The organism is Caballeronia glathei, from assembly GCF_000698595.1.
GTDB lineage: Bacteria > Pseudomonadota > Gammaproteobacteria > Burkholderiales > Burkholderiaceae > Caballeronia > Caballeronia glathei.
Genome location: NZ_JFHC01000002.1, coordinates 24,207 through 41,600, shown reverse-complemented (window position 1 = coordinate 41,600; position 17,394 = coordinate 24,207). Strand labels below are relative to the sequence as shown.

At 63.9% G+C, this 17,394-nt stretch carries 17 protein-coding genes; 4 read left to right on the top strand and 13 right to left on the bottom strand.

Annotation, left to right across the window (positions count from 1 at the left end):
• Positions 1–67 precede the first annotated feature (67 nt).
• From BG61_RS01995 to BG61_RS01965, 7 genes are all read right to left on the bottom strand, one after another.
• Entirely contained in the window at positions 68–790 is a 723-nt protein-coding gene (locus tag BG61_RS01995) for an ABC transporter ATP-binding protein (protein ID WP_035926448.1), read from the bottom strand.
• On the bottom strand, positions 790–1,566 hold the full coding sequence (locus BG61_RS01990) for an ABC transporter ATP-binding protein (RefSeq protein ID WP_035926451.1): 777 nt from the start codon (positions 1,564–1,566) through the stop codon (positions 790–792). Before BG61_RS01990 ends, BG61_RS01995 begins: the two co-directional genes overlap by 1 nt.
• A gap of 15 nt (positions 1,567–1,581) precedes the next feature.
• The gene (locus BG61_RS01985; RefSeq protein WP_035926454.1) at positions 1,582–2,751 is read right to left on the bottom strand and encodes an ABC transporter permease subunit; all 1,170 of its coding nucleotides are present in this window, start codon (positions 2,749–2,751) and stop codon (positions 1,582–1,584) included.
• 14 nt (positions 2,752–2,765) lie between these two features.
• Positions 2,766–3,716 (bottom strand): branched-chain amino acid ABC transporter permease, encoded by a 951-nt coding sequence (locus tag BG61_RS01980; RefSeq protein WP_035926456.1) that lies wholly within the window; start codon positions 3,714–3,716, stop codon positions 2,766–2,768.
• A gap of 227 nt (positions 3,717–3,943) precedes the next feature.
• Positions 3,944–5,158, bottom strand: a complete 1,215-nt coding sequence (locus BG61_RS01975; RefSeq protein WP_035926459.1) for a branched-chain amino acid ABC transporter substrate-binding protein — start codon at positions 5,156–5,158, stop codon at positions 3,944–3,946.
• Between the two features lie 421 nt (positions 5,159–5,579).
• The gene (gene ispH / locus BG61_RS01970; protein ID WP_035926462.1) at positions 5,580–6,536 is read right to left on the bottom strand and encodes a 4-hydroxy-3-methylbut-2-enyl diphosphate reductase; all 957 of its coding nucleotides are present in this window, start codon (positions 6,534–6,536) and stop codon (positions 5,580–5,582) included.
• 2 nt (positions 6,537–6,538) lie between these two features.
• Positions 6,539–6,994, bottom strand: coding sequence for an FKBP-type peptidyl-prolyl cis-trans isomerase (locus BG61_RS01965; RefSeq protein WP_035926466.1), 456 nt, complete (start codon positions 6,992–6,994; stop codon positions 6,539–6,541).
• A 177-nt stretch (positions 6,995–7,171) separates the two neighbouring features.
• Between BG61_RS01965 and radC the strand changes: the two genes are divergently transcribed.
• From radC to nadB, 4 genes are all read left to right on the top strand, one after another.
• Positions 7,172–7,915 (top strand): RadC family protein, encoded by a 744-nt coding sequence (radC, locus tag BG61_RS01960; RefSeq protein WP_035926469.1) that lies wholly within the window; start codon positions 7,172–7,174, stop codon positions 7,913–7,915.
• A 237-nt stretch (positions 7,916–8,152) separates the two neighbouring features.
• Positions 8,153–8,386, top strand: coding sequence for a 50S ribosomal protein L28 (gene rpmB / locus BG61_RS01955; protein ID WP_035926472.1), 234 nt, complete (start codon positions 8,153–8,155; stop codon positions 8,384–8,386).
• A gap of 11 nt (positions 8,387–8,397) precedes the next feature.
• Complete coding sequence (gene rpmG, locus BG61_RS01950; RefSeq protein ID WP_006478046.1) at positions 8,398–8,565, top strand: 50S ribosomal protein L33; 168 nt, start codon at positions 8,398–8,400, stop codon at positions 8,563–8,565.
• A gap of 192 nt (positions 8,566–8,757) precedes the next feature.
• Positions 8,758–10,356 (top strand): L-aspartate oxidase, encoded by a 1,599-nt coding sequence (gene nadB, locus BG61_RS01945; RefSeq protein ID WP_035926481.1) that lies wholly within the window; start codon positions 8,758–8,760, stop codon positions 10,354–10,356.
• A 16-nt stretch (positions 10,357–10,372) separates the two neighbouring features.
• Here the strand turns inward: nadB and nadC are convergent, their stop codons facing one another.
• The 6 genes from nadC to purN form a co-directional block, all read right to left on the bottom strand.
• On the bottom strand, positions 10,373–11,257 hold the full coding sequence (nadC, locus tag BG61_RS01940; RefSeq protein ID WP_035926484.1) for a carboxylating nicotinate-nucleotide diphosphorylase: 885 nt from the start codon (positions 11,255–11,257) through the stop codon (positions 10,373–10,375).
• Positions 11,257–12,387 carry a quinolinate synthase NadA gene (nadA, locus tag BG61_RS01935; RefSeq protein ID WP_035926486.1) on the bottom strand — a complete coding sequence of 377 codons (1,131 nt, stop codon included), beginning with the start codon at positions 12,385–12,387 and terminating at the stop codon, positions 11,257–11,259. Before nadA ends, nadC begins: the two co-directional genes overlap by 1 nt.
• A gap of 112 nt (positions 12,388–12,499) precedes the next feature.
• Positions 12,500–13,696, bottom strand: a complete 1,197-nt coding sequence (locus BG61_RS01930) for a DesA family fatty acid desaturase (RefSeq protein WP_035926489.1) — start codon at positions 13,694–13,696, stop codon at positions 12,500–12,502.
• A gap of 282 nt (positions 13,697–13,978) precedes the next feature.
• A complete protein-coding gene (locus BG61_RS01925) occupies positions 13,979–15,292 on the bottom strand; it encodes a mechanosensitive ion channel family protein (protein WP_035926492.1) in 1,314 nt (437 codons plus the stop codon).
• Positions 15,293–15,309: 17 nt separating this feature from the next.
• On the bottom strand, positions 15,310–16,629 hold the full coding sequence (locus BG61_RS01920) for an RsmB/NOP family class I SAM-dependent RNA methyltransferase (RefSeq protein WP_035926495.1): 1,320 nt from the start codon (positions 16,627–16,629) through the stop codon (positions 15,310–15,312).
• Entirely contained in the window at positions 16,626–17,276 is a 651-nt protein-coding gene (gene purN, locus BG61_RS01915) for a phosphoribosylglycinamide formyltransferase (protein WP_035926498.1), read from the bottom strand. Before purN ends, BG61_RS01920 begins: the two co-directional genes overlap by 4 nt.
• Positions 17,277–17,394 lie beyond the last annotated feature (118 nt).

Here is a 17,394-nt window from a genome sequence, read left to right as displayed (position 1 = left end):
CGCATGCGTTTCAGCGCATGCGGTTTTTTCGTTCGAAGCGGCGAAATCAGCTCGAAGCCGCGGGGGATCACTCGCCCAGATAAGCCGCCCGCACCTTCGGATCGTCGAGCATCTGCTTCGCGTCGCCCGTCATGGTGACGAGCCCCGAGTCCATCACGTAACCGCGGTTCGCCGCCTGCAGCGCGAGCCGCGCGTTCTGCTCGACGAGCAGCACCGTCAGCCCTTCCGCGGAAATCTCGCGCACCACCTCGAAGATCTTCTCGACCATGATCGGCGAGAGGCCCATCGACGGCTCGTCGAGCAGCAGCAGCTTGGGACGCGAAAGCAGCGCGCGCGCCATCGCGAGCATCTGCTGTTCGCCACCCGAGAGCGTGCCCGCGTACTGCGAGGCGCGCTCCTTCAGCCGCGGGAAGAAGCCGAACATGCGCTCGGTGTCCTTCTGGATGCCGTCGTTGTCGTTGCGCAGGTACGCGCCCATCTGCATGTTTTCCAGAATCGACATGCGCGCGAAAATGCCGCGCCCTTCCGGCACCATCGCGAGACCGCGCTTGAGCAACTCGTGCGTCGGCACGCCCTTGATCGACTTGCCCATGTACTCGATGTCGCCCGCCGAATACGGCTTGAGACCCGTGATCGCCTTCATCGTGGTCGTCTTGCCCGCGCCGTTCGCGCCGATCAGCGTGACCAGTTCGCCCTGCCCGACTTCCAGATCCACGCCCTTGACGGCCTGAATGCCGCCGTAATTGACCTGCAGGCCCTTGATTTTCAACATCGCGTTCGTCGTAGCCATCAGTGGACCCCTGCACCCAGATATGCCTCGATCACCTTCGGGTCCTTCTGCACGTCCTGCGGCAGACCCTCGGCGATCACCTTGCCGTAATCGAGCACCGTCATGCGGTTGCACAATCCCATCACCAGCTTCACGTCGTGTTCGATCAGGAGAATCGTCTTGCCATCGGAGCGAATCTTGTCGAGCAGCCGCGTGAGTTCGACCTTTTCCGTCGCGTTCATGCCGGCGGCGGGTTCGTCGAGGGCGAGCAGCTTCGGATCGGTCGCAAGCGCGCGCGCGATTTCCAGACGCCGCTGGTGACCGTACGACAGGTTGCGCGACGTGTAGTCCGCGTACTGCAGCACGCCCACGTAGTCGAGCAGTTCCAGTGCGCGCTCCTTGATCTCGCGCTCTTCGCGGCGCTCGGCCGGCGTCTGGAACACCGCGCCGATCAGGCCGTGCTTCGTGCGCACGTGGCGCCCGACCATCACGTTTTCCAGCGCGGTCATGCCGCCGAAGAGACGAATGTTCTGGAACGTGCGCGCGATGCCCGCCTTCGCCACCTGATAGACGGCGGTCGGCGTGTACGCTTCGCCGTCGAGCTTGAATTCGCCAGAATCCGGCGTGTAGAGGCCCGTGATCACGTTGAAGAACGTGGTCTTGCCCGCGCCGTTCGGGCCGATCAGGCCGTAGATCTCGCCTTCCTTGATTTCGAGGCGCACTTCCGAAAGAGCCTGCAAGCCGCCAAAGCGCTTGTTCACGCCCGTCACGGACAATCGTGTACGTTTATCGCTCATTTTTATTCCCCCGCCTCAGGCGCGCACCGGCTTCTTGCCAGCGCGCTTCGCGATCTTCGCGATCTTGTCTTCGTGTTTCGCCGCCGGCCACAGGCCTTCCGAGCGATACAGCATGATCAGCACCATCGCCAGGCCGTACAGCAGCTGACGGATGACTTCGGTATCGACGATCTGATGGCCGAAGATGGCGTGCTGCAGCGGTCCCATCGTCGAGCGCAGGAATTCGGGGAACACGGCGAGCAGCACCGCGCCGAGAATCACGCCCGGAATGTGGCCCATGCCGCCGAGCACCACGCACGCCAGCACGACGATCGATTCCCAGAACGTGAACGATTCCGGCGACACGAAGCCCTGGAACGCACCGAACATCGCGCCCGACAGCCCGCCGAACGACGCGCCCATCGCGAACGCGAGCAGCTTGACGTTACGGGTGTTGATGCCCATCGCCTTCGCGGCGATTTCGTCCTCGCGGATCGCGGCCCACGCGCGGCCGATGCGCGAGTGCTGCAGGCGCGTGCAGACCCAGATCACGAACAGCGCGCACAGCACGAACAGGTAGTAATACATGTAGACGGACGGGAACTTCAGTCCGAACAGTTCATGAGTCTGCGACAGGTTGAAGCCCACCACCGTCACCGGATCGATACCGGTAATGCCCTTCGGGCCGTTCGTGATGTTGATCGGGCGATCGAGGTTGTTCATGAAGATCCGGACGATTTCCCCGAAGCCCAACGTCACGATGGCCAGGTAGTCGCCGCGCAGACGCAGCGTCGGTGCGCCGAGCAGCACGCCGAAGGTCGCTGCGAGCGCCATCGCGCACGGCACGATCAGCAGGAACGGCACGTGCAGCCCGCCGGGTGCGAGATGCGCGATCCATTCGAACTGCGTCGACAGTTGCGGCGAGGAAAGCAGTGCCGCCGTGTAGGCGCCGACCGCGTAGAACGCGATGTAGCCCAGATCCAGCAGGCCGGCGAAGCCGACCACCACGTTCAGGCCCAGCGCGAGCATCACGTACAGCATCGCGAAGTCGAGCACGCGCACCCAGTAGTTGCCGCCCGCCGCGCCGATCACCATCGGCGCCATGATCACGAGCGCCGCCACCAGGATGGTGATCGCGTAGGTCTTCGCGCCTTTTTTCTCGGGAATGAGCGTTGTGGACGGCTCAATCGGTTGAATCGATGTCATTTTGGTCTTCTCCCTTAAGCCCGGTCTGCAACACGTTCGCCGAGCAAGCCGGACGGACGGAACACAAGCACGATGATCAGCACGATGAAAGCGAACACGTCCTGGTAGTTACTGCCGAAGACGCCGCCCGTCAGGTTGCCGATGTAACCCGCGCCAAGCTGTTCGATGAGACCCAGCAGCACGCCGCCGACCATGGCGCCGCCCAGGTTGCCGATCCCGCCCAGCACCGCGGCCGTGAACGCCTTCAGGCCCGGAATGAAGCCCATGTAGAAGTGCGCGTTGCCGTATTCGGACGCGATCATGACGCCGGCGAGCGCGGCAAGCGCCGAGCCGATCATGAAGGTCGCGGAAATCACGAAGTTCGGGTTCACGCCCATCAGGCTCGCGACGCCGGGGTTCTCGGCGATCGCCCGCATCGCGCGGCCGAGCTTGGTCTTGTGCACGAGCAGGAGCAGGCCCGCCATCACGAGGAACGCGACCACGATGATCACGATTTCGGTCATCGAGATCACGGCGCCCGGACGCGTTTCCGTCGCGGCGATCACGTTGATCGGATCGGTGGGCAGCAGTTGCGGGAACGGCAGCGGGTTGCGGCCCCAGATCATCATCGCGAGCGTCTGGAGAAGGATCGAGACGCCGATCGCCGTGATGAGCGGCGCGAGGCGCGGTGCCTTGCGTAACGGCCGGTAGGCCACGCGCTCGATCGTGTAGCCGACCAGCGCACACACCACCGCCGCCACCGCCAGCGCGATCACGAGCATGATCGGCCCGGGCAAGCCCGGAAAGTGGTTCGTCATAACGCCGATGGCAGAGAGCGCCACCATGGCGCCGACCATCAGCACATCGCCGTGGGCGAAGTTGATGATGCCCAGAATGCCGTACACCATCGTGTAGCCCAGTGCGATGATGGCGTAGACGCTGCCAAGCACCAGACCGTTCAAGATCTGCTGGATGAAAATATCCATTTAAAGCTCCTTAGCCCGTGCGACTGGATATCCGCTTTATCACCGGCCGATAAACCGGTGTGAAGCGAAATCGAGAACGGCACTGCGCGTACTTGAAAAAAAGACCGGTAAGGGTTAAACGCCTCGACCCGCGCCCGCTGCCGGATGTGGCGGCGAGTACATGTCGGACGGATACGAAAACGGCGCCGTCGGGTAGCCGGCGCCGTCAGGCTGCAAACGCCCCGACGTCACTGTTTCACGACGTCGAGGACATTTTTCTTCTTGTCCTTGAAGTCATACAGCGTGATCGTGCCTGCCTTCAAATCGCCCTTGTCGTCGAATGCGATGTGTCCCGTCAGACCATTGAAATCGGTCGACGCGATCGCAGCGAGCACCTTGGGCGCTTCGATGGAATTGGCGCGCTTCATTGCATCGACGATCACGTACACGGCGTCATACGTGAAAGGCGCGTAAATCTGCACTGGCGTGTGAAAACGGGCTTCGTACTTCTGGGAGAAGTCCGCTCCCTTGTCCATCTTCGAAAGCGCGAGACCCGCCTCCGAACAGACCAGGTTTTGCACCGCGTCGCCCGCGAGCTCCACCACCTTGTCGGTACATACGCCGTCGCCGGCAAGGATTTTTGCCTTGATGCCCAGTGCGGCCGCTTCCTTGGCGAACGGCCCGCCCGTCACGTCCATTCCCCCGTACATCACGGCATCGGGCTGGGCACGTTTGATTTTTGTCAGTATGGCCTTGAAGTTGCGGGCCTTTTCGCTGGTCGCCTCGCGGGCGATGACCTTCACGCCCCCCGCCTCCACCGTCTTTGCAAACTCGTCCGCGAGACCGCGGCCGTAGGCCGACGTGTCATCGACGATCACGACTTTCTTCACGTGCAGCGTCTTCATCGCGTAGTCGGCGAGCACGGGACCCTGCAGCGCGTCTGTCGCGACGACGCGAAACGTCGTCTTGTAACCTTGCTTCGTGTATTCCGGGTTGGTCGTCGAGGGCGAGATCTGCGCCACGTTCGCGTCGCTGTAGATCTTCGATGCCGGAATCGACACGCCCGAGTTCAGGTGACCGATCACCGCGACCACGTGGTCGTCGACGAGCCTCTGCGCCGCTTCGGTTCCCACGCGCGGGTCGGCCCCGTCGTCCTGCGCGTCCAGTTCGAGATGGATCGCGCGGCCGTCGATGGTGAGGCCCTGCGCGCTGATTTCCTCCACCGCGAGCCGCGCGCCGTTCTCGTTGTCCTTGCCGAGATGCGCCTGCAAGCCGGTCAGCGGAGCCACATGGCCGATCTTCACGACAGTCGCCGCGCTCGCCGGTGCCGCCGCGGCCGGCGCGGCGGCGGAACTTGCAGCCGATGCCTCAGTGCCCGCCCCGCCATCGCTCTTCTTGCCGCATGCGGTTGCCATTGCAACCGCAGCCGCGATGGACACGGCGTAAGCAAACTTGACTCGCATTCAGTAGGTCTCCTGCGCCCTGAAAAACCGATGTTTCAGGCCCCTTCCGGCCTGGAACGCGCGCATTGTAACTCTAATTATGGGACGGGCAATATTGTTATGTGACAGGGGTTTTCCTGCATTGCAACCGCTATTTTCGACCGATTTTCGCGCTCTGGCGCAACCAGGTTGCGATCCGCATTTGTGCAGCAGTTGCACCATAATCGACTGACGATGCGCAATCTGGATTGTAAGGTTTTTGTATTGCGCTTCGTTATAAGGGGATAGCCGAAGTCAGCCGCGTGACGCGGCGCACCATTTTAGTGCGATCGTGCGTGCTTTTGTTCGCACCGTTTCCGCTGGAGTCCGGCACACGACGATAAATATAGCGCAAACGGGCTAATGAATGACCATGAAAAACGCCCCGAAGGGCGTCTCTGATTTACTGTGGCAAGGACAATCCGCGCGGCAATGGAAACGAAATCGTCTCCTCGATGCCTTCCAGCGAGCGCACGTTGCGCACCCCCAGATCCCGCAATCTCGCGATCACCGCCTGCGCGAGCACTTCCGGCGCCGATGCGCCCGCCGTCACGCCGATGCGCTTCTTGCCCTCCACCCATTTCGGATCGATCTGCGTCGGCGAATCCACCATATAGGCGGGAATGCCGCGCTTTTCCGCCACTTCGCGCAGACGGCTCGAATTCGAGCTGTTCGGGCTGCCGACCACGATCACCACGTCGCACTGCGGCGCGAGAAACTTCACCGCGTCCTGGCGGTTCTGCGTCGCGTAGCAGATGTCCTGCTTCTTCGGTTCCTTGACGAGCGGGTATTTCGACTTGAGCGCGTCGATGATCGCCGAGGCATCGTCCACCGAAAGCGTCGTCTGCGTCACGTAGGCGATGCGCTCCGGATCCGGCAGCGCGAGTGCCATGACGTCGTCGATGTCCTCGACGAGGTGCATGCCTTCGCCCGTCTGCCCCATCGTGCCCTCGACCTCGGGGTGCCCCTTGTGGCCGATCATGACGATGTCGAATCCTTCCTGGCGCATCTTCGCCACTTCCATGTGCACCTTGGTCACGAGCGGACAGGTGGCGTCGAACACGCGCAGGCCGCGCGTTTCGGCTTCCGCACGCACCGCCTTCGAGACGCCGTGCGCGCTGAAGATCAGCGTGCTGCCCATCGGCACGTCCGCGAGGTCTTCGATGAAAATCGCCCCCTTTTTGCGCAGATCCTCCACCACGTAGGCGTTGTGCACGATTTCGTGACGCACGTAGATCGGCGCGCCGAACAGCTTGATCGCGCGCTCCACGATCTCGATCGCGCGATCGACGCCCGCGCAGAACCCGCGCGGCTGCGCGAGCAGGATTTCGACTTCCGTGAGGGTATCAGCGAGGCTCATGGCTACAGAATTCCGATGATTTTCACTTCGAAGGCCAGCGCCTGGCCGGCGAGCGGATGGTTGAAATCGAACAGCGCCGACGTTTCGCCGACTTCCTTCAGCACGCCCGCATAGCGGCCGCCGCCGGGCGCGTTGAATTCGACGAGATCGCCCGGAGAAAAATCCTCACCGATCATGCTGTTTTCGCGCAGCGTCGCGAGCGACACGCGCTGGATCAATTCCGGATTACGGGGACCGAACGCCTCATCCGGCGTTAGCTGAAAGGTCGAATGGTGGCCGACCTTCAGCCCGAGCAGAATGGCTTCGAGCGGCGGTGCGAGCTGGCCCGCGCCGAGCAGGAGCGTCGCGGGCTTGTCGGTGAAGGTATTGATGATGTCTGCACCGTCGGCCAGTGCGAGCCGGTAATGAAGCGTGACGTGCGAGCCGGACTTCACCTCGGAGATATCGATGATGCTCATGTGTATTGGATCAAGCCTTTCAGTCGGCCACCAGACGCACACACGGTGTGCCATGGCTGCCGGGGGGCGCAGCGCGCGAAACCGCTATTGTAAGCCACAGTGGCGAACCGACGCGCCGCGCCGGATCACCACGGATGACTGCGCATACTATATAGAACACGGCCCGCGGAGCGCGCCATGAACGCAAAACTGAGACTCGTCGCCGCCGGCGCGCCGCTCGCGGCGGCCCATGCCGCGTCGCCCGTCACGCCGATTTGCGACTGGGCCGAGAGTGAGCGTCCGCGCGAGCGGCTGCTCGCAAACGGCGCCGCCTCGCTTTCCGACGCCGAGCTCTTCGCGCTGTTCCTGCATGCGGGCATCCCCGGCTGGACGGCCGTGGACCTCGCGCGCGAGCTCCTGAAGCATTTCGGTACCCTGAGAAGCGTCCTCGACGCCTCCGCCACGGAATTGCGCGCGCTGCGCGGCATCGGACCGGCGCGCGCGGCGCAGTTGCTGGCGGTATCCGAGCTGTGCCGCCGCGCGCTCGCCGAGAAGGCCCGCGACCGGGCGCTGCTCGACTCCCCCAGCGCCGTCGAGGACTATCTGAAGCTCCTGATCGGCACGCGTCAGTATGAGGTTTTCGTGTGTCTTTATCTCGACGCACGGCATCAACTGCTGCTCGCGGAGGAATCCGCGCGCGGCTCCATCACCCGGGTTGCCGTCTATCCGCGTGAAATCGTGCGGCGGGCGCTCTCGCTGAATGCGGCAGGACTGATCGTCGCGCATAATCACCCTTCGGGCGGTGTGGCGCCGAGCGCAAACGACCGCCGCCTCACGCGCACGCTTCAGGACGCGCTCGCGCTCATCGACGTGCGGCTGCTCGACCACCTCGTCGTCGCGTCGAACGAGATCTTCTCTTTTGCCCGGCAGGGATGGCTGTGAAGTGAATGCCCGAAGGCTTCGACCCTGGCGGCGGAGAGAATAAGACCAAAAAGGCTTGATATTGCTGAGTTTTTGCTGCTAGAATCGCGGTTTGCTTCTTTCAACCAACCTGTTCCGAGCGCCGAATGTTAGTGTGATTTCCTGTCGGTACCCCTGAAGCGGTAATCCCAAGGGTGCAAGACCGAAGGTGTCACAAGGCGTTCGAACTCAGAATTTAAGCGTATTAGGAGTGCTCTCATGGCACGCGTATGCCAAGTAACTGGGAAGGCGCCGATGAGCGGCAACAACGTTTCCCACGCGAACAACCGTACCAAGCGTCGTTTCCTGCCGAACCTGCAGAACCGCCGTTTCTTCGTTGAAAGCGAAAACCGTTGGGTGCGTCTGCGCGTGTCGAACGCCGGCCTGCGCCTGATCGACAAGAACGGTATCGACGCCGTGCTCGCAGATCTGCGCGCACGCGGTGAAGTCTAAGGAGCACGGAAATGGCCAAGGGCGCACGCGACAAGATCAAGCTGGAATCGACCGCAGGTACGGGTCACTTCTACACCACGACGAAGAACAAACGCAATATGCCGGAAAAAATGGCGATCAAGAAATTCGATCCCGTTGTCCGCAAGCACGTCGAATACAAAGAAACCAAGATCAAATAAATCTGGTTTCCTGAGCCTGAAGACGACAAAAAAGCCCCGCACATGCGGGGCTTTTTTGTTATTTCCGGCCCGCCTGCCCTTTCGGCCGACTGTCCGTCGCGTGCGTCGCACGGTATCCTTGCTGGCTACGGACTTTCGTGCGCACGACGCGCCCGAAGCCGCACACAGCCATATCGACGGAGAAGCGGCAGCATGATTTTCGATGTAGCAATCGTAGGCAGCGGCCTCGCGGGCCTGAGCGTCGCACTGAACCTCGCCGAAACGCGGCGCGTCGCGATCATCGCCAAGCGCACCGTCAGCGACGGCGCGAGCGACTGGGCGCAGGGCGGCATCGCGGCGGTGCTCGATTCCGCCGACAGCACCGACAACCACGTTGACGACACGCTCGTCGCGGGCGGCGGACTGTGTGACGAGGCGGCGACGCGCTTCATCGTCGAAAACGGGCGCGCCGCGATCGAATGGCTGATCAGCGAGGGCGTGCCATTCACGAAGGACGTGTCCGCCGAACTCGGATTCCACCTGACGCGCGAAGGCGGCCACAGCCACCGGCGCATCATTCACGCGGCGGACGCGACCGGCCACGCCGTCGTCACCACGCTCAACGAGCGTGTGCGCAATCATCCGAACATCTCCGTTCTGGAAGACCACTACGCGATCGATCTGATCACGTCCGACCGCCTCGGACTGCCCGGCCACCGCTGCCACGGCCTGTACGCGCTAGACCTGAAAAGCGGGCGCACGGTCACGATCGAGGCGCCCCACACCGTGCTGGCGACGGGCGGCGCCGGCAAGGTCTATCTGTATACAACCAATCCCGACACCGCGACCGGCGACGGCATCGCGATGGCCTGGCGCGCGGGCTGCCGCGTGTCGAACATGGAGTTCATCCAGTTCCATCCGACCTGCCTGTTCCACCCTTACGCCAAATCGTTTCTGATTTCGGAAGCGGTGCGCGGCGAAGGCGGCATTCTGCGTCTGCCCGACGGCACGCGCTTCATGCCCGCCCACGACGAGCGCGCCGAACTGGCGCCGCGCGACATCGTCGCGCGGGCGATCGACTTCGAAATCAAGAAGCGCGGCATCGACTGCGTTTATCTCGATATCAGCCACCAGCCGCGGGCGTTTCTCGAAGAGCATTTCCCGACCATCCTCGCGCGCTGCCGCGAGTTCGGCATCGACATCAGCAAGCAGCCGATTCCGGTCGTGCCCGCCGCGCATTACACGTGCGGCGGCGTCGTCACCGATCTGGCGGGCCGCACCGATCGCGCAGGGCTCTACGCGGTCGGCGAGACATCGTGCACAGGTCTGCACGGCGCGAACCGGCTTGCCAGCAATTCGCTGCTCGAGTGCCTCGTGGTCGGCCGTGCGGCGGCGCAGGCGATTGAAGCCGACGGTTTTTCGGCGGGCTGCCACGCGCCGCTGCCCGACTGGGACGAAAGTCGCGTTTCCGATCCGGACGAGGAAGTGGTCGTCGCGCACAACTGGGACGAACTGCGGCGCCTGATGTGGAACTACGTGGGCATCGTGCGCACGGACAAGCGGCTCGCCCGCGCACAGCACCGGATCGCGCTCCTTCGCGACGAGATCCACGAGTACTACGCGAATTTCAAGGTGAGCCGCGATTTACTGGAGCTGCGCAATCTGGTCGATGTGGCGTCGCTGATCGTGGAAAGCGCGTGCTCGCGGCGCGAAAGCCGCGGACTGCACTACAGCCGCGACTGGCCGGACACGCTGCCGAAGGCCCTGCCGACCGTGCTGACGCCGCCGGTCGCCCGGCGGATCAAGGTCTAGCGTCTGGCGAGAAGCTCTAGATCAGGCGCATGGAGTAATCGGTCGCGCGCACGTCCTTCGTGAGCGCGCCGATCGAAATCCTGTCGACGCCGGTTTCCGCGATCGTGCGCACGGTCTCGAAATTGACGCCGCCCGACACTTCCAGTACGGCCCGTCCGCCCGCGATGCGCACGGCATCACGCATCGCGTCGAAGGTGAAATTGTCGAGCAGGATCGACTCCGCGCGGTGAGCCAGCGCCGATTCGAGCTGTTCGAGCGTTTCCACTTCGATCTGGATCGGCACGCCGGCATCGAGCGCGATCGCGGCGTCCATCGCCGCACCGACACCGCCCGCCGCGGCGATGTGATTTTCCTTGATGAGAATGCCGTCGTAGAGCGCGAGCCGCTGATTCGCGCCGCCGCCCACGCGCACCGCGTACTTCTGCGCGAGGCGCAGGCCCGGCAGCGTCTTGCGCGTATCGAGGATGCGCGCGCGAGTGCCTTCGATCGCATCGACGAAGCGACGCGTCGCAGTCGCGACGCCGGACAGCAATTGCAGAAAATTCAGGCCGTTGCGCTCGGCGGTCAAGAGTGAGCGAGCCGGGCCGTCGAGCAGCACGACCGGCGTGTTCGCCGCCATCCGGTCCCCTTCCCGATACTGCCACGTCACCGCAATCGACGGATCGACGCGACGCATCACCTCCTCAAACCACGGCACGCCGCAGAGCACCGCCTCCTCGCGCACCGTGATGCGCGCCGTGCGGCGGGCGTCGGCGGGAACGAGGCGCCCGGTCTGGTCGCCGGTGCCGACATCTTCCGCCAGCGCATCCGTGACATTGCGAACGAGCGCTGCATCGAATGCTTCGCCGTATTGCGCGCGAATTTCCGCCCAAAGCGGTGACACGAAATCGTTCGACGCCATCACGCCGCCCCCACGTTGGAAAAGAGCGCGCCGTCCTTCGCCAGATCGCCGCTCGCCTGCACGCGCTTCTTGTGGCGCGCCGCGAAGTCGAGCATGCGGTCGATCGGAAGACGCGCACGCGCACCGATCGCCGGATCGACGAAGATTTCGTTGTGACCGCGCTCCAGCACCTCCGCGAGATTCGCGAGGCCATTCATCGCCATCCACGGGCAATGCGCGCAACTCTTGCAGGTCGCACTGTTGCCGGCCGTCGGGGCTTCGATGAAGGTCTTGCCGGGCGCGGCGAGCCGCATCTTGTGCAAAATCCCGAGATCCGTCGCGACGATGAAGCGCTTCGCGTCGAGGCGCACGGCGGCGTCGATGAGCTGGGTCGTCGAGCCGACGACATCCGCGAGCGCCACCACCGCTTCCGGCGATTCCGGGTGAACGAGAATCTTCGCGTCGGGATATTCGGCGCGCAGCAGATCGAGTTCGATGCCCTTGAACTCGTCGTGCACGAGACACGAGCCCTGCCACAGCAGCATGTCGGCGCCGGTCTTTTTCTGGATGTAGCCGCCGAGATGGCGATCCGGCGCCCACAGGATCTTTTCGCCGCGCGCGTGCAGGTCGGCCACGATTTCCAGCCCGATCGACGACGTCACCATCCAGTCCGCCCGCGCCTTCACGGCCGCGCTGGTATTCGCGTAGACCACGACAGTGCGGTCCGGATGCGCGTCGCAGAAAGCGGAGAATTCGTCGGCGGGACAGCCGAGGTCGAGCGAGCAGGTGGCGTCGAGATCGGGCATCAGCACGCGCTTTTCGGGGCTCAGGATTTTCGCGGTCTCGCCCATGAAGCGCACGCCGGCGACGACGAGCGTCTGCGCCGCGTGATCGCGGCCGAAGCGCGCCATTTCGAGCGAATCCGCGACGCAGCCGCCGGTCTCGTCGGCGAGTTCCTGCAATTCGGGGTCGACGTAGTAGTGCGCGACGAGCACCGCCTTCTCGCGCCTGAGCAGCGCGCGGATCTGCTCCTTCAATTCCCGCCTGCGCTCGGCCGACGGCGCATCCGGCACCCTCGCCCAAGCCTCTCCGACTCCACACGTCAAGCCCTGCGGCCGATCGTACTCGACGCTCCTGATGATCGCTTCCATGCTGTCCTCTGTCTCCCGCCGAACCTGCAGCACAAACCCTGGCGCCCAAAAACAAAAACCCCGCCAGAGCGGGGTCTTGTGACGTCACGAAATTTTAACGGATATTGATCCGTCAGGCGTAACGGCGAAGGCGTATCGCGAAATCCTGCAGCGCCTTGATGCCGCTTTGCTCCGCGCGATGGCACCAGTCCTGCAATTGCGCGAGCAGCTGTTCACGCGATGCGTTCGACCGGTCCCACATTGCCGACAGATCCTTGCGCAATTCGATGTATGTGCGCAATTTCTGGTTGTCGGAGAAGATTTCGGGCAACTGTTTGCGCTGCGGCTCGTTCAGGCCGTCTTCTTCCTTGTGGAACCACTTGCGCGCGCCGTGCATCAGCTGATATTTCTCGCGCGCACCGGCTTCCTTGAGCTTCGCGAGTTCCTGGCGATACGCCCGCTTGACCGCCTTTCCGTAGCGCGCCATCACTTCATAGCGGTTCGACAGGACGGCTTGCAGCGTATCGTGATCGAGCACCGGCTTGGTGGCGGAGAGGCGCGGCGTCGGCGCGAGCTTCTTCACCTTGGCGAGCTTGAACGCCGAGAGGATGCGGATATACATCCAGCCGATGTCGAACTCGTACCACTTGTTCGACAGCTTCGCGGACGTCGCGTAGGTATGGTGGTTGTTATGCAGTTCCTCACCGCCGATGATGATGCCGAGCGGGAAAATGTTGGTGCTGGCATCCGCCGAGTTGAAGTTGCGGTAGCCCCACCAGTGTGCGAGACCGTTGACCACACCCGCGGCCCAGAACGGAATCCAGATCATCTGCACTGCCCACACCGACAGCCCGACGATGCCGAAGAGCGCAACATCGATCACCATCATGATGCTGATGCCGAGAATCGGGTAACGCGTGTAGACGCTGCGCTCCATCCAGTCGTTCGGCGTGCCGTGGCTGAACTTGCGCATGGTTTCTTCGTTCTTCGCTTCCGTGCGATACAGTTCCGCGCCTTCGAGCAGCACCTTCCAGATGCCGCGCGTCTGCGGGCTGTGCGGATCTTCCTCGGTCTCGCACTTGGCGTGGTGCTTGCGGTGGATCGCCGCCCACTGGCCGGTCAGCATGCCCGTCGTCATCCAGAGCCAGAAGCGGAAAAAGTGGCTCGCGACGGGATGCAGGTCCAGCGCCCGGTGCGCCTGGCAGCGGTGCAGATAGACCGTGACGCCGATGATCGTGATGTGCGTCATCACGAGCGTGAACAGCAAGATTTGCCACCAGGAAAAGTCGAGCAATCCGTTGGCAAGAAATTCAAGCGAGGAATTCAGCAAGGCAATTTACCTGTTGAGGCGGAAAAATTGGCCGGTTGTGGCCGGTTGTGAGTGCGCTTCGACGACTGTCGGGCACCTGAAAGAAACATGCACAACTTCGATCGCATTCTACTTCATGCGTTCCAAGTCGTTGTGTCAAAGGAGAAATTTTTTGATTGCAGCCAAAATGAAGAAGATCTGACGCCCGCGCGATAGGCAGCTATCCGTATGATCGAAAGGATTTTGCCTTTCGATACGCGGATTGCCGATTTACCGGAGCATCGGGACGGCCGGCGCCGGTATTTATTGCCGGGGTGGGGGCGCGGCAGGCGTGCCTTCGACGATCCGGATCTCGCGCTGCGCGAACGGAATCTCGATGCCGCGCTCGGAAAACAGCCGCCAGATGTTGCGGTTCACCTGCGACTTTACGCCGCCCGTCCCCTTCGCCGCATCTTCGATCCAGAAGCTCAGCTCCAGATTGATGCCGTCGGTGCCGAAACTGGCGAGGAGCGCCGCGGGCGCCGGGTCCTGAAGCACGCGTTCGACGTCCCGGGTCGCCTTGACCAGCAGTTGCATCGCGAGTTCGAGATCGCTGCGGTAGCTGACCTGCACGGCCACCTTGGCGTTGCCGCGCGTCAGGTACGACGAATGGTTCTGCACGACATCGGTGATCAGCTTTTCGTTCGGAATCAGCGTCTCGATGCCGTCGAGCCCGCGCACCACGGTGTAGCGCGTGCGGATCTGCGTGACGGTGCCCTGATAGTTCGCGACGTTGATCATGTCGCCGAGGCGCAGCGAGCGGTCGAGCAGGATGATGAACCCCGACACGTAGTTGCTCGCGATCTTCTGCAAGCCGAAGCCGAGCCCCACGCCGAGCGCGCCGCCGAACACGCCGAGCACGGTCACGTCGATGCCGACGATCGACAGGCTGATCAGGATCGCGGCCAGGATCATCAGCGCCCGGCCGACGCGCGCGAGCACCACCTTGACGTTGGCGTCGAGCGAGCGCGAGCGCATCAGGCGATCTTCGAGCGCCGCGCCCGCCCAGAGCGCCACGATCAGCGTCACGCACACCCACAGCACGCCGGTCGCAAGCGAAAGGAGCGTCAGGTGCGCATTCGCGAAGTCGAAGCGAACGCTCGCCATCCAGGCGACGACGTCATCCTGGATGCCCATCACGGTGAGCAGCATCACGACCCAGACGAGCGTCGTCACGACCTTCTCGAACAAGAAGAGGAGCGCGTGCGTCTCGCCGCCGCGGCTGAACACGCGCCGCGCGATGTAGAACATCGTGTAGATGACCGTGATGCCGCAAAGCGGCACGAGCGCGAGCCGCAGCAGCGACGTGTGCATGAACTGCGATATCACGAGCTGCGCAACGCTCACGAGCACGGTGCCGAGCAGCGGGAAGAGCGCCTTGTTCAGGCTCTCCGCGCCGAAACGCAGCGCCTCGAAGCGCGACTGGCGGCGCGCGTCGAGCCGTTTGCGCAGGCTCCGGGCGAGCCACCACGCGATCGCGAGCGAGCCCGCCAGCACGAGCGCCTGCCAGATCACCGCGGGCTCGCCGAAGTCGCGGATGAGGCCGCCGGACAGAGGCGAAGAGGAGCCGTTCGGCATGCTGGCGGCGCGTCAGATCACTCGGACGGCACTTCGGACGCCGCTTCGTCCGGCAATCCGGCTTTCGCGGACGCGGGCGCGGCCACGCGCTCGAGCACGGCGGCAAAGAAGCCGTCGGTGCCGTGCCGGTGCGGCCAGAGCGACAAATAGTCGCCCGTATCGAGGTCGATGCGCTGCTCCGCCAGCACGTCGCGCGCAGGGACGAGCCTGAAGTTCGGATGCGTTTCCAGGAATTGGGCGACGATGCCCTCGTTTTCCACCTCGAGCATGCTGCACGTGGCATAGACGAGCCGGCCGCCCGTCTTCACGAGCCGCGCCGCGCTCGAAAGAATCGACAGTTGCTTCGGCGTCAGTTCCGCCACCGATTCCGGCGACTGCCGCCACTTCAGGTCGGGATTGCGGCGCAGCGTGCCGAGACCGGAACAAGGCGCGTCGACGAGCACGCGGTCGATCTTGCCCGCGAGCCGCTTGATCTTCGCGTCGTGCTCGCTGTCGATCAGCACCGGATTCACGTTCGACAGGCCGCTCCTCGCGAGCCGCGGCTTGAGCTTGGCGAGCCGCCGGTCGGACACGTCGAACGCATAGAGACGGCCCGTGGAGCGCATCATCGCGCCGAGCGCGAGCGTCTTGCCGCCCGCGCCCGCGCAGAAATCGACGATCATCTCGCCGCGCCGGGGCGCGACGAGCGAGCAAAGCAGCTGGCTGCCTTCGTCCTGCACCTCGATCCAGCCCTCCTGAAACGCCGGCAGGCGCGTAAGCGCGGGTTTGCCGTCGACGCGGACGCCGAACGGCGCGAACGGCATTTCGCCCGCGTCGATGCCGGCCTCGGTCAGCGCCTTGATGACCGCGTCGCGGGTGGCCTTGACCGGATTGGCGCGCAAATCCAGCGGCGCCGGGTAATTCAGCGCCGCGGCGAGCAGCGCGAGCTCCTCGGGGTCGAACCGCTTGCCCATCGCGTCGTAGATCCATTGCGGCAGGTTCGTGCGCACGCGCACGGGCAGGCTCGCCGGATCGATCTTGGAGACCTGGTTCAGCCACTGGTACTCGTCGGCGGAAACGAACGGCTTCACCGCCGAGAGCCCCGCCGTCTGCATCAGCCCGAGCAGCGCAAGGCGGCGCGCCTGGCTGCCGCTGCCGCTTTCCGCGAGATGCGAGAACTCCATCTTCCGGCGCAGCACGGCGAAGACCGCTTCCGCGATCACGCCGCGCTCGCTGTGGCCGAGCTTCGGGTGCGCGCGGAAAAAGCGGCTCGTCGCGGCGTCGGCGGGGCCGGAAAAGCGCAGCACGTCGGCAAGCAGCGTCTCGGTTTGTCCAATCAGAAATCCGTGCAGCCTCATACGCCCTCCCCGGCAATGTCGGCAAAGAGCCATTGCGGCTCCGGTGGCGTGAGCACGACGCGCTCGCCGTCGATGGCAAGACGCCCCTCGACGAACCAGCGCACCGCACGCGGATAAATAATGTGTTCGACGGCCAGCACCCGCGTGGCGAGCGCCGCGGCGTCGTCGCCGGCGATGACGGGCACCGCGCCCTGGGCCACGATCGGCCCGTGATCGAGCGCCGGTGTCACGAAATGCACGCTCGCGCCATGCACGCGCACGCCGGCGTCGAGCGCCCGCTGGTGCGTCTTCAGGCCCGCGAAGCAGGGCAGCAGCGACGGATGGATGTTCAGCATGCGCCCGGCGTAGCGGTGGACGAACCCGTCCGTCAGCACGCGCATGAAACCGGCGAGCACGACGAGATCGGGTGCAAACTGGTCGACAGCGGCGGCGAGCGCCGCATCGAACGCTTCACGGCTTGCGAAGCCGCGATGGTCGACCACCGCGGTTTCGATGCCATTCGCGGCCGCAAAGCCAAGCCCGGCGGCATCCGGCCGGTTTGAAACGACGGCGCGAACCTCGGCCGGCCAGCCTTCGCGAGCGCAGGCGCGCACGACGGCCTCCATGTTGGTTCCTCGCCCGGAAATCAGAATGACGATTTTTTTCATGCGCGGATTTTATCATTCGGCGGTGCGAAAACCGTGCCAAAAGCACCGCCGGCCGGCGGGCGGTCGTGCGAGCGTTTATAATTGAACGCTTTGCTGCACCAGCCCCAAGCATCAGGCG